Source organism: Streptomyces sp. NPDC020996 (genome assembly GCF_040641355.1).
Taxonomy (GTDB): Bacteria; Actinomycetota; Actinomycetes; order Streptomycetales; family Streptomycetaceae; genus Streptomyces.
The window spans coordinates 77,249-90,514 of the sequence record NZ_JBFADM010000018.1 but is presented as its reverse complement, the minus strand read 5'-3'; the positions used below and the strand labels follow the sequence as shown (position 1 = coordinate 90,514).

8 protein-coding genes are annotated in these 13,266 nt (G+C 67.5%); 5 read left to right on the top strand and 3 right to left on the bottom strand.

The genetic code is table 11. The features are described from left to right. Positions 1 to 22 precede the first annotated feature (22 nt). The 5 genes from AB0G63_RS15775 to AB0G63_RS15755 all read left to right on the top strand — a co-directional run bounded on the left by AB0G63_RS15775 (position 23) and on the right by AB0G63_RS15755 (position 8,427). Positions 23 to 1,915, top strand: coding sequence for an ATP-binding cassette domain-containing protein (locus AB0G63_RS15775; protein WP_360750126.1), 1,893 nt, complete (start codon positions 23 to 25; stop codon positions 1,913 to 1,915). A gap of 395 nt (positions 1,916 to 2,310) precedes the next feature. After that, positions 2,311 to 5,001: a LuxR C-terminal-related transcriptional regulator gene (locus AB0G63_RS15770; RefSeq protein WP_360750124.1), complete on the top strand. Its 2,691-nt coding sequence runs from the start codon at positions 2,311 to 2,313 to the stop codon at positions 4,999 to 5,001. A gap of 662 nt (positions 5,002 to 5,663) precedes the next feature. Further along, positions 5,664 to 6,065 (top strand): very short patch repair endonuclease, encoded by a 402-nt coding sequence (locus AB0G63_RS15765; RefSeq protein WP_360750122.1) that lies wholly within the window; start codon positions 5,664 to 5,666, stop codon positions 6,063 to 6,065. Continuing rightward, the gene (locus tag AB0G63_RS15760; protein ID WP_360750120.1) at positions 6,062 to 7,057 is read left to right on the top strand and encodes a DNA cytosine methyltransferase; all 996 of its coding nucleotides are present in this window, start codon (positions 6,062 to 6,064) and stop codon (positions 7,055 to 7,057) included. The genes AB0G63_RS15765 and AB0G63_RS15760 overlap by 4 nt, the downstream gene beginning before the upstream one ends. An 11-nt stretch (positions 7,058 to 7,068) precedes the next feature. Then, on the top strand, positions 7,069 to 8,427 hold the full coding sequence (locus tag AB0G63_RS15755; RefSeq protein ID WP_360750118.1) for a DNA cytosine methyltransferase: 1,359 nt from the start codon (positions 7,069 to 7,071) through the stop codon (positions 8,425 to 8,427). Positions 8,428 to 8,445: 18 nt separating this feature from the next. On the opposite strand, the gene AB0G63_RS15750 is transcribed toward AB0G63_RS15755, so the two are convergent. From AB0G63_RS15750 to AB0G63_RS15740, 3 genes are read right to left on the bottom strand one after another with little or no spacing between them, the layout of a single operon-like run. Next, positions 8,446 to 9,324 (bottom strand): DUF6339 family protein, encoded by an 879-nt coding sequence (locus tag AB0G63_RS15750; RefSeq protein ID WP_360750116.1) that lies wholly within the window; start codon positions 9,322 to 9,324, stop codon positions 8,446 to 8,448. Continuing rightward, entirely contained in the window at positions 9,321 to 10,316 is a 996-nt protein-coding gene (locus AB0G63_RS15745) for a hypothetical protein (protein ID WP_360750114.1), read from the bottom strand. Before AB0G63_RS15745 ends, AB0G63_RS15750 begins: the two co-directional genes overlap by 4 nt. Positions 10,317 to 10,319: 3 nt before the next feature. Further along, a complete protein-coding gene (locus AB0G63_RS15740; protein ID WP_360750112.1) occupies positions 10,320 to 12,473 on the bottom strand; it encodes a helix-turn-helix transcriptional regulator in 2,154 nt (717 codons plus the stop codon). Positions 12,474 to 13,266 lie beyond the last annotated feature (793 nt).

Here is a 13,266-nt window from a genome sequence, read left to right as displayed (position 1 = left end):
GCCTACGAAAAGAGCGGTAACCATGCAACTCATCAGGTACCTCATCTCGATATCCAGGATGCGGATCGCTGCCGTCATCGCCGCCGGCCTGGTCTGCGGTGCGGCGAACACCTATCTGGTGATGCTCATCCGGGGCGTCGTGTCACCGGAACCGCATCCGGGCGTGACGGTCCACAGCTTCGTCCTGACCGGACTCGTCATCCTGGCCGGCGGTGTCCTGTCGCAGATTCTGCTGATCCGTCTGGCCCAGGACGCCATCTACCGGCTGCGGACCGACCTGAGCGCGGGCATCGTCTCGGCCCCGCTCGAGCATCTCGAACGGCTGGGCACGCACCGCCTGATGGCAACGCTGACCGAGGACGTCCGCTCACTGTCGCAGGCGGCCACGGCCATTCCGAGCATCTGCATCGACGCGGCCACCATCATCGGCTGCTTCGCGTTCCTGGCGGCCGTCTCCGGGGTCGTCTTCGCGGTGACGGTGGCGGCCACGCTGCTCGCAATCGCCTGCGTCGAAGTCATCCTCAAGCGCGTACGGCGCATCTACCGGGAGGCACGGGAGCAGGAGGACGCGCTGCTGCGTTCCTACCAGGCCGTGTCGCTGGGCATCAAGGAACTCAAGCTGCACCGCATCCGGCGCCGGGACTTCATGACCCGTCATCTGCTCGGATCGGCCGACACCCTGCGTGAGCAGAACGTCAGAGCCGGCTCGAAGTTCTCGGTGGCCCAGGGCTTCGGGCAGATGATGCAGCTGGCGACCATGGCCCTCGTCCTGTTCGTGCTCGCCGAGGCGATGAACTTCGAGCGCGATGTCATGGTCGGGTACGTACTGGTCACCACCTTCCTCGCCATGCCGATGCAGAACTTCATGCACCGGATCCCGGACCTGCTGCGCGGTGACGTCGCGCTGGCGAAGATCCGCTCCATGAACCTGTCGCTGGAGACCATGCACAACGAGGACAGCCTGCCTTACAGCGACAGGCCGCCGGCGGGCGAGGCGCGGCTGGAACTGGTGGACGTCGGCTACAACTACGCGGCGGAGCCGCCTTCGCCGTTCCCTCCGCCGCCCGGAACCCAGCCTCCGCCCCATCTCGCGGGCGGCCAGAAGCCGGGTCCCGGGGGACATCCGCCGAGGGAGCACGCCGGTCATCCCGCGGGGCACCGCGGCGGGCGTCCGCCCGCCCCGGGCGCGGGTCCGGCGTCACCGCCGCCCGACGTCAACGGCCGTCACCGGATCAACCACAGCTTCGGCAACGGCCTGCCCGCCCCCATGGGACCGCCGCCGGGTGACGACGGCTCCGGCTTCCGGCTCGGCCCGCTCAACCTGGTCTTCGAACCCGGCCAGGTCACCTTCGTCGTGGGCGGCAACGGCAGCGGCAAGTCCACGCTGGCCAAGCTGATCACGGGACTGTACGTGCCGCGCACCGGGCACCTGGCGCTCAACGGGGAGCACATCGCCCACGAGAACATCGAGTGGTTCCGGCAGAACGTGTCGGCGGTGTTCTCGGACTTCCACCTGTTCGAGGACTACCCGGGCTTCAACCAGCCGGATCTCGACGGTGAGGTGCGGCGGTACCTCGAAGAGATGCAGATCGCGCACAAGGTGACGGTGGAGAACGGCCGCCTGTCCACCACCGCCCTGTCACAGGGGCAGCGGAAGCGGCTGGCCCTGCTCACGGCGCTGCTCGAGGACCGGCAGATCTACGTGTTCGACGAGTGGGCCGCCGATCAGGAGCCACGCTTCCGTGAGGTGTTCTACCGGGAGATCCTGGCCGACCTGAAGCAGCGCGGCAAGACGGTCATCGTGATCACGCACGACGACCGCTACTTCGACCTGGCCGACCAGCTGATCAAGCTGGACTTCGGCCGGGTGGCGGCGATCGACCAGCTGCCGCAGCCGACCGTGGCCGCCGACTAGCGGCCGACTGGCTGCCGACTGGCTGCCGACTGGCTGCCGGCGACCAGGACCGGAGCCGGTACACCTCAGCACCGGTCCACCCGCTCGACGACGGCCCGCTCGGCCTGGGAGAACATCTCCCATGGCCGAGCGGGCCTGATCAACTCCCGCATGGCAGGCCCGTGGCAGGACCTGCCGATGCCACGCCCGCCCAATTCAAGATCAACACATTCCGCTATCGCCTGGACGCGCAAGATGCCGTACTTTGAGGCGCTTGATCCAGTCAGCCGATTCTCGCCACCGTGGCTCATCGACACCCCGGAGGCGAGGTCTGCAGGGGGCGTAGGGGTGGACATGGAGAGATTGGGCCACGGCGGGTGGCAGCCGCGGGCGCGAGCGCCGTTCGGAGGCCGCGCGTGAACGCGCAGCTGAGCGCCTCGCGCTGGCCGATGGTCGGCAGGGACGGGGACATGGCGCTGTTCACCCGGGCGTGGGCGGACCGGTCGTGCCAAGGGGTTGTGGTGTGCGGTCCGGCCGGCGTCGGCAAGACACGGCTTGCCGAGGAGTGCTTGGCGCGTGCCGTCACTTCGGGTTCCAAAGCGCTGCGGGCGACCGCGTCGGCAGCCGCCGCGACGGTGCCGCTGGGGGCGATCGCGCACCTTCTGCCGGCCGATGTGGACCTGTCCGACCCGGTACGGGGCTTCGACCAGGTCGCCGCCGCGTTGGCCGGGCCGCGAGGGCACAGGTGGGCGGTGTTCATCGATGATCTGCATCTCCTGGACGCGACCTCGGCCGTTCTGCTCCGCCAGCTGCTGGACGCCCGCGTCATACGGTTGATCGGCACCGTGCGCACCGGAGAGCCGGCCAGCGAAGCGGTCGCCGCTCTGACCGGCCCGGAAGCCGTGTGGCGCATGGATCTGGGCGAATTGAGCGAGGAACAGACCGACCACCTGCTGCGCCAGGTACTCGGCGGCCCGACCGGCCACCGCACCCTGAAGCATCTGCACACCGTCTCCCAGGGCAACGTGCTCTACCTGCGCGAGCTGGTCATCGGTGCGCTGCGAGCCGGGACGCTGACTCGCCGTGGCATGGTCTGGGAACTGACCATGGACCTGCTCACCAGCACCCCCAAACTCACAGAACTGATCAAAGCCCGCCTCCTGGCCGGAGGTCCGGCAGCGCTTCCGATCCTGGAGCTGCTGGCTCTGTGCGAACCGCTGCCGCTCGCCGACGCTCAGGCGACCGCGTCTCTGGACGTACTGACCGACCTCGAGGCCGCCGGGCTGATCCGGGTCACCACGAGCCGGCGCCGCACGACCGTGCAACTGGCCCACCCCCTCTACGGAGAGGTGCTTCGCGCCGGCATCCCCTCCCTCCGCCGCCGGACCCTGCTGCAAGACCAGTACGAGCGCACCCTGGCTCATGGCGCACGCCGGCGTGACGACGCGTTGCACCTGGCCACCTGGCAGCTCACCGCCACCGGCACCGCCGAACCGGGCCTGCTGAGTCAGGCCGCCTCCCTCGCCCGGCACGCGCATGACTACAGGCAGGTCGTCACCCTGCTCGAGGCCCTGCCCGAGACCCACCACACGACCGCCACCCGCCTGCTCCTCGGTGAAGCCCATTCGAGTCTTCATCAGTTCGAAGAGGCGGAAACAGTTCTCGCGAGAGCGTGCGAGGCCGCGGAAAACGAAGCGGAACGGATCGTCACGGTCCGGGCGAGAGCTCTGACCCTCCTCCTGCACGGCCGCACGAGCGAAGCCCTGAGGGTGAACGACTGGGGCAAGGACCACATGGGCAGCACCATCGGCAAAAAAGCCATCCAGGCGAACGAAGGCTACATACGCTGCCTTACCGGGGAACCGGTCCTCGGCCTGAGCCTGCTGGACGCGATGGCGGACCTCGAAGCAGCGATCGACTCCGAGCACATACTCGACGTATGGCTCGTGAGCGCGCTCTGCAAGAGCCTCGCCATGGCCTTCACCGGCCAAGCAGCCGCTGCCTCGGAATTCGCCACGAAAGCATACGCCACCCACCTCCGCATGGACCAGAAGGCATTGTTCCAGCACCCTTCCGCCCAGCTTCACGGCCTCACGGTGGCCTTGACGGAGACAGGGAAGCTCGAACAGGCACGGACGACCGGCCGGGACGCGATTTCGCAGGCGGTTGCCGCCGGATCGCCCGCCAATTACCTGTGGGCGAGTTTCTTCACCTGCCGCACCGAGTTCATCGCCGGTCACCTGAGTGAAGCGCGCGATCTCTGTGCGGAGGCCGCTTCGGAGGCCCATTCTCAGAATGTCGCCTTCGCGACCCGCCTCATGGACTCGGTTCTCGCGGCAACGCACGCGCAGATGGGCGACATCGAGACCGCTGAGGCCATCGTCGCCGAGAGCCTGGCCCACCCGATGAGCGGACTCTTCAGAGGCGAGGAGCGGCTGGGCGAGGCCTGGCTCCACGCCGCCCGAGGCGACCTGGCCGCGGCCCGGGCGGTGCTGACCGAGGCCGCCTCGAGCGCCCGGCAAGGCGGCCATGTCACTTCAGAGGCGCTGCTCCTGACAGACGTAGCCCGGCTCGGCGGCGCCGAAGAAGTCACCGATCGTCTGGCTGAGCTCGCCGGCACATGTGACGGCGCCCTGGGACAGGCCCGGGCCCACCTCGCCGCCGCCCTGGCGGCTGACGACCCCGACCGGCTCTTCGCCGCCGCGGAAGAACTCGAAGCCCTGGGAGCGGACCTGCTGGCAGCGGAAGCCGCGACCGCGGCCGCCACCGCATGGCTACGAACAGGACAGACCCGGCGTGCCGCCAACGCGACAACGCGAGCCACGATCTGCGCGCGACGTTGCCCTGGCGCGAGGACACCGCTGCTGGCCGCAGCGGAGACCACCGCACCCCTCACCGCGCGTGAACGAGAAATAGCCCTGCTCGCCGCGGGCGGCGCCTCCAGCAACGACATCGCCACCGCCCTTCACCTATCGCCCCGGACGGTCAGCAACCACCTGCAACGCGCCTACGGCAAGCTCGGCGTCACCAACCGCCGAGACCTGGCCGACATACTCCGCCGCACCGTCGGCGACCTCGCCTCCCCGCCGAATGAGGCGGTCCGGTAGTCCCCCGACGGCCGGCACAGCCGGTGGTCGAGGCGCGGAGCACCGACTTCCGTCGTTCCAGCGTCGAACACGGATTGGGCTGCTCGTACGACGAGCCGGGCCAACGACATCCCGCCGGGGGAAGGATCCGGTGGCCGCACAGGAACCATGCGCCGTGCGGCCACCGCCCGCACCGCAGTGCCGTGAACGCGTCGCCTCCCAGGCCCGGTGCGGCACCGCGCACTGCGGGTGTTGCGTTGCTCCGTCCCGTGGCAGAGGGCGACAGCCGAGGCGCCGTCCGCGACGGAAGGGCCGAGCCATCGAAGATCGTGATGGCAGGAGTGGGATGCGGCCCGCCGCATCCATGCAACACCGGCCACGGCGTATAGGCCGCCCTCGGGCACTCTCCTCCCGCTCGCTTCCGACCCGTGCTTCCACGATCCGGGTCACGGGTGGCACGAAGATCCATCGGCACAGCCGACGCGGACCCGCAGCGGAGGGGGAGCGCTCTTGACGCCGGCGGCGGAAGCGCGACACCGCCACCGAAGCGGGCCGCACCCGTTCCCCGATGAAGCCCGCTCCAGCGAGGTTGTTCCTTCCCCGGCTACACGCCGATCCACCTCCGCCGGCAAAATGCTCCCGTGCCAGATGCCATCCCCTCCTCTCCTACCGTTTCCGCCCGCATGAGCAAGCAGGCGAGCAAGGACACGGAGGCCGAGCTGGCCGTGCGACGGCTGTTGCACGCGGCCGGACTGCGTTACCGCGTGGAGTACCCCGTGCCAGGCATGCCCCGGCGACGGATCGACGTAGCCTTCACCCGGACCAAGGTCGCGGTACTCATCGACGGCTGCTTCTGGCACGGCTGCCCTCAGCACGCCACTCACCCGAAGGCCAACGCGGACTGGTGGCGCCGCAAACTGGATCGGAACATGGCTCGCGACCGGGAGACGACCGAGCATCTGATCGCGGAAGGCTGGACAGTGCTGCGATTCTGGGAGCACGAAGCTCCCGAGGAAGTGGCCCTACGGGTGGAAGCGGCCGTGGAGCGGCGGCGGACGGAAGGGACCGGGGGGAGAAGAGAATGAGTGGGCTGACCTTCGTCGATGTGTGCTCAGGGGCGGGTGGGCTCGCCCTCGGGCTGGAACAGGCGGGGTTCGAGCCGCGCCTGCTGCTGGACGACGACGAACTCGCTGTCAGCACTCTGCGGGCCAACCGGCCGCAATGGAACGTGCTTCACGCCGACCTGATGGACTTCGACCCGACCGAGCATCCTGTGAGCCTCAATGTGGATCTTCTCTCGGCCGGCCTCCCGCGAGTGAAGTCGAGTGCGACCGTCGGACGAGCCGATTCGCGTGCGGAGGAGCGGTTGCTTAGGGCCACGGTCTACCTAGTCCATGCGATCAGGCCTCGTGCGGTACTCATCGAGAACGTTCCCGGGCTCGCGCACTCGGACGCGTATCAGGAGTTTCGTGATTTCGCCCGGGCCGAACTGGCACACCTGGGCTATGAGTTCAGTTGGTTCGTCGTGAACGCCGTCGACTTCGGCGTGCCCCAGAACCGCAAACAGGGCGTCCTGGTCGCCATCGAGCGACAGTGGGCCGGGGCGTTCCGGCCGCCGGCACCGACTGTGCAGCAGCCGGCGACGGTCGGTGCCGTTCTGGGGCCGTCCATGGCCTCACGCGGTTGGCAGGACGCCGGCCGTTGGGCTGCCCAGGCCGATCGACCGGCTCCGACCCTGGTCGGCGGCTCGAAGAATCGGGGTGGTGCAGATCTGGGACCGACGGGGGCCAAGCGGAGCTGGGAGACCATGGGTGTCAACGGTCACACCGTGGGCGACGAGATACCCGACGCGGACTTCGTATGGGCTCCCGGACTCGGCCAGGACAACATGGTGAAGATCACGGCTGGGCAGGCGGCACTGCTGCAAGGCTTTCCCGAGACGTGGGAGATCACCGGGCGCAAGACCCCCCGGTACCGCCAGATCGGCCACGCGACACCACCGCCCGTGGGGAAGGCGCTGGGACAGGCTGTGGCCGCAGCGCTCATTCCGGATCCAGCAGCCCCTTCGGCCGGCTAGACTTCCGCCACATGACCAGCACGGCGTCCCATAAGCACATCCTCGACCAGCCTTTCGTCCTCGACCTCTTCGCAGGTCCCGGAGGGCTGGACGTCGCCGGTCACTCACTCGACATTCCGAGTCTCGGTATCGAATGGGACAGGAGCGCATGCCTGACCCGGTACGCCGCCGGGCTGGACACCCTCCACGCCGATGTGAGCGCGATACGCAGGGATGCCTTCGAGACGCTGCCGCCGGAGATCAACGTGCTCGCCGGAGGCCCTCCGTGCCAGACGTACTCGGTGGCTGGCCACGGCGCCGGGCGCCAAGCGCTGGACAGAGTCAAGGAGTACATCGAGCGGCTCATGGGAGGCGACTCCGACCAGGAGATCGACGAGGATCTGAAGACTCTCACCGATCCACGCACCGCACTGGTCCTCGAACCACTCCGATACGCGATTCAGGCAACCCGGAGCCCGAACAGGGAGAACCGCCCGTACGACGTCATCGTCCTGGAGCAGGTGCCCGCGGTGGCCCCGCTCTGGAAGCACTACGCCAAGGTACTGGAGGAGACAGGACTCCCCGACGGGACCAAATACAAGGTTGTCGTCGACGTCCTCGACACCGAGACCTACGGGGTGCCGCAGACGCGATCCCGCGCGGTACTGATCGCTCGGCGTGAAGGACTCGGTGAGCCCTCGCTCCCCTCCCCTACCCACCATTCCTACGAGGCGAAGGAATGGAACCGGAAGAGGGGATCGAGCGAACCCGACCAGGCCCCAGACCAGAACCATCAGCCGACCCTCGATGAGGCCGCCGCATCGGGGAGCGACGAGGGCCTGCTGCCCTGGAGGTCGATGCGTGATGCTCTCGCGCACCCGGTGGGCTCACATCCAGGTCGTGTCACTCCGTTCCTGGTCCGCTCGAACTACGGCAGTTCCGGGCACCCGGGGAGGCGTGGAGTGCGGACCGACCAACAGCCCGCCACCACCGTCACCGGCCGCATCTCCCGCTTCGTGGTCTTCGAGCACCTCGACGAGAACATCGTCTACGAGGGACCGCGGTTCAGCATGAACGAGGCAGGAATGCTGCAGAGCTTCCCGCCGGACTATCCGTGGTCCGGTACGGCGCAGGCCCAGCAGGTGGGCAACGCCGTACCGCCCCTGTTCGGTGCGCACCTGCTGAGCGCCGCTCTCGGACTCCCCGTGCCGGACCCGGAGGTGCTGAGGAAGCCGTGGCAACCGGCCACGGATGAACAGCGGGCCAAGCTGCGAAGCAACGGCTGCGGGGCCGCCGACGCCTGCACCGACCGGTGCCCGCAGGCCAAGGACCAGGTGCCGCCGCCTTCTTCCCTGCGCCCTCGCAAGGGCAAGAAGGCGGCGGCGAAGTAGTCCGAGCCCGGCGCCAGGTCAATCCCCGAGCTTCCTGCCCCTGACCGGCGCGGTCTCGAACAGCTCTGCAAAGTAGCTGGTGAGCGCGGCCACGGACTCCTCCGGGACAGGATCCTCGTCGGGGCCCTTCGGGAGTTCGTACCGCTCGACGGGCGGCGCGGATTCCGCTTCCGCGATCCAGTCGCGCAGATGGAGTGGGGCGCGGGGCGTGTCAGGCGCGAGGATATCGTAGATCAGGGTCGCTCCGGCCGCGTTGATCGCGACGCTGAGGCCATTGACATCCCGCCCGGTGGAGACCTGTCCACTCTTCAGAAGGCGGACCAATGCCTGGGCGGTGGGACGGTGATCGATCAGCTCGAGCCGCAGAACGGTGTGGATGAGATCCTGATTTCCACACGCAGCTTCGACCGGCTCGTAGTCCGGCCCGTTGCGGAAGAGCTCAGCCGCCCACCACAGTCGGGAGAAGCACTGACGGTCCGCAGGGCCACGGAACCGTTCTGCGGCGATGCGCCTTTCCGGCTTTTTCGCCGTCGGTTCCGACAGGTGCCGCCAGGCGACGTAGTCGGGGGCCACCGCCAGGGCGATGTGGTTCCACAAACGCTTGTCCGCCGCCTCTCGCCGTGTCAGGCGCAGCGTTGCATGTAGCCGTGGCGCGAGCCACGCGTCAGCTCGGGTGCGGTCCTCCCGGAACTCGAACATGGCGTCTTCCACCAGGCTTCGGATCGGCTCGACCCACCACCTGGGGTCGTCCTCAGGGAACGGCTCGACGACCTTGGCAAGATCGATGCCGCCGTGAACCTGTTCGCCTTTGAGTAGTTCCTCGGTGAGGAACGGATCGACGGCCGAAGTGGCGAGCAGCCCCAGGCGCTCCGGTACGTGGTTCGGTTGGGTGATCACGTCTCACTCTCGCGGTTCATCTGTTCCAGCCTGCGGATGACGTAGGCGAGCGCTCTGGTGGCATCGGCGCGGCGAACCGCCGCGTAATGGATGCGCGTCTGGAGCTCCACCCACCCCGAGTCGCCGGTGCGCCGGCGGTGGACCTGTCGCAGGGCCTCCTCGACATGGACGCCGGGAACGACGTCCGGGAGCATCTCCCTCAGCACCTCGCCCTGCCAGTCGGTCGGGAAGACCGGTCCGCCGCCGGGTTCCACCTCCAGATCGCCGATGGCACCGTGGAACACCGCGGTCCAGACGTCGGTGGCCATCTGAGCGACCAGGAGGTCACGCACCTTGCTGTCCATACCTGAGCCGTTGCTGTCCAACAGACCGATGACCCCCTCGACATCGGTGTTCACATACACGGTGGGGACTCTGGCCGAGGCGTCCACGATCCAGGGGGCGTCGGCGTAGGCCTGGAGCCACTCCCGGGAGCTTCTCCTGAACGATGCCGTCTGGACGTCCAGTTGCAGCCCACGCACCGGCTCGTCGGAGACGGTGTCGATAATCCAGTTTTGGTCGGTCTCGGCAATCGACCGTCCACGCACTCCGTCCACGGTCCCGACGGCGTACACGGCAAGGGAAGCTCGCCCCACGTGGTCGTCACGGAGCACTTCCATGGAGCCCGACCAGTCCCGGCCGTCCTCTGCATCGCGCGTGAGCTCGGCCGAGGTGCGGACATTGGTCTCGCCGTCCGTCAGCACGGCGAGGACACACAGATCGGACCAGGCCGCGTCCGGCGCGTTCGCCCCAGGCGGCAGCGTCGCCGAGAGGGCGATCGTGGCACTGACCCAGTCGGTGTGGCCCGCAATGCCGAGCGCAACGGCCCGCTGCTGGGTCGAGTACGCGGTGGTCTCCAGCTGATCGCGGGTCCCGTCGGAGAGCTTGAGGGAGACTGAGGTCACCCTGAGCGTGATCGGCCGGTTGAGCCGCTTGTACGGGTAGATCTTCACGCGTCACTCCCCCTTGCCGGCACGGAGTTCGAGGACGAGCCGGGTCAGAGTGGTCCTGACCGGATGGCTGGTGACGTCGGTGGATCCTCGGAACTTCGCGCGCCGCGTGCCGGGCGGGAAGCGCAGGGTCCCGCCCTCCACCTCGCAGCCCTCGACGGCCATGAGTTCCGCCCATTCCAGCTTCGGACGGCCCCCGGAACGCACGTCCAGTTGTGCGACCGGCACCATCGGGACGATCTCGTCGCCACGCGGGATGCTCACTTCGGCGGTGATCCGCCATTCCCCGTCGTCGCCCACTGTCGCATCGAGCTTGTCCAGCACCGGAACCACCGGCCCGGCGGGCGCCTTGGCCTTGGGCCTCGTTCTCACGGTCAACGCCTTGCGTACGGCCTCACCGCCCTCGCGGCTGCTGCGCTTCGGCCGTGCGACGAGTTCCCTGACCGCGCTGTTGACCTCGGCGGTCAGCGCGTTGATCCGCCGGTATGCAGACGGCGACCAGCGCAGAGTCAGCTCCTCTGTCTGACCCCAGCGGTCGTGCTCAGGTGGTTCCGCCGCACGCAGGAATTCCTCGGCCTCCTTTGCGAAGGGAGCCGATTCTCCGGCTGCCTCGCCCACCAGCAGAACAGCCTGGAAAGGGTTGGTGCTGAGCGGCAGCCTCGGGACCCCGGTCCTCTTGACGGTCATGCGGTTGCCGCGCAGGGAGTGCACCTGATTCTTGCCCCCGTCTCCGTCCCTGTCCCCCTCGGCCTCGGTGACCAGCAGGACCGCCTGGTGCGTACCGAGCGTGCCAGGGGCGCCGCCGGAGAGCGGCAGCTTCAGCGGAACGCTCCGCGCCGCCACCTGCCCGGCCTCGGTGAGGCGATCCACCGTGGTGCCCTCGTAGTGCGCCCTCAGGGCACGAGTCCGGGCGGGCTGCTCGGCAGACGGGTCCACCTGCTTCTCCGGCACGACCTCCTTGCCGTTCCGCAGGGCACGGACAGAGACCTCCAGGAGGGGCAGCCTGCTGCCCCCGCCGGTCATCGCGGCCCAGAAGTCACGCCCCAGCGCCTCGACCAGACGGCCGTGCATCTTGCGGATGTCACGCGTGTCCTCGTCGTCGCCCTCCATATCACCGACGGGCTCGTCGTCGGCGTCGAACTTCGCCTCAAGACTGGCCACGTCGTGTGCGCCCACAATGAGGAAGGAAGTACCAGGTTCGTCGCTCTCCCTGGCCAGATGCAGGCGGGCAACGGTCTCCTCGTCAGCCCACCAGGAACGAGCGACCCTGGCACCGGGCGAATCGGGATCGGGGCGTCCGAACCAAGCGGGGCCCGCGTACGGCTCACCGTTCACCTCACGCCAGGGCAGTTCGAGCCGGCCGATGACCCGTCGCTCGGTGCGTCCCTCGTGAGGCACGGACAGAGTGGAGTTGATGATTACGAGCCCGAGGGCGCTGGTTGCCCACAGCGTCGCCTTGCCCAAACCGTACGAACCGCCGGCCGCGTGCCCGGACTTGAGGCTCTCCAATTGACGTCTCACCACGGCGGCGAACTTGCCGTCCGCGTAGTCGTCACCGATGAGCCCGGACGCGTTGTAGTCGTCGACACGCAGCAGGACCAAGCGGCCCCTCTCGTACATGTCGCGCACTCCGGCGTCCACGACCCGACCGACCTTCTGGTTACTGGCGGCCTTCGATACGGCGGCGTAGTGCGGAAAGAGATCGTTCCAGAGGATCGCTTCACGGAAGGCATCCAGCGCCTCGCCAGTGAGCTCGTGCAGGGTGTAACGGACCCGGACCGGGCGGCCGTTCTCCGTCAGCCGCTCGTCGAGGCTGTTCTGGCAGGTCTCGCGCGCCAGAACCTGCACATCGGCGTCGAAGGCGAAGGCAGCGGCATTGCCCATGTCACGTCCACCGTCGGGGTAGCCGGGGCGGTGGTACCAAGTGACCGGGAGGCCGGCCTGGGTGTCGGTGGTGCGAGTGTGGACCGTGCCTACATCCGTACCGAGCGCCTTGGCGATCTCTGTCATGACGGTCGGGCGAGGAGTCGACCTGCCGGTGATCCACGCCGACACAGCGGCCCGGGTCAACTTGAGTTCGTCAGCCAGTTCGGCCTGTGTCTTCCCCGCGAGCTTGAGCTGTCGAGCCAACCATGGCCCGAACTCCTCACCTGTCTCCACCTGCCACCTGTTCTTCCCCTCAGAGTCGCCTGCGCCACGCAGGCGACTGCCCAGGAGGTTAATTTGACGCGCCCGGTACCGTCAACCAACAGTTGATCGAACCCGAACCCTCTGGCCGCTTGCACTCATGGGTCAATTGCCCGCTTTTTCGCCACTTTGGATCGAATTACACATCCGGAGCGCCCAACTCCCCATCCGGGAGCGGCCGTTACCGACACTCACTGTTGACCCAGCGGTCGGCAGTCGATTAATATGAGCAGCGGTGGAGAGTTTCACCTCGCCTTAGATCTCGAATCGCAACTTCGAGGAATCGGGCGGCAGAGTTCTGCCCAAAATCAGAATCGAGGGCCGGTATAGCCATAGCGCGACCCCCCGCAAGCGCCTCCTCGCGAAAATCAAAGCACTAGCGACACGGACCCAAGACCTGCTACCGTAATTTCGCGAGACGCTTTACCTGAGATTTTCATGCACCTAATTTTCACGGGGGGTCAATTTGTGCTTCAATGCATCCCCTGCATGCCAATCGACGACAACAGGGGATATCAATGGATGCATATTACGAATACGACTTGGATTCGAAGCGGGGTCTGAGCACTCTTGAGCTCGACATCGCAATGGGCATCGTAGAAATGAAGGTGGCGGCAGACATTCTCAAGGGTCACCCGTGCGCAGATGAATTCATCGACAGATTTCCTCGTATGGCTCAGTACCTCCAGGAACCCCCCGACGGCACCTCCCCCTCAGTCTGACCACTCCTGCACGTTCACTCACAGAGTCCGGAGGCCTCTCGGCG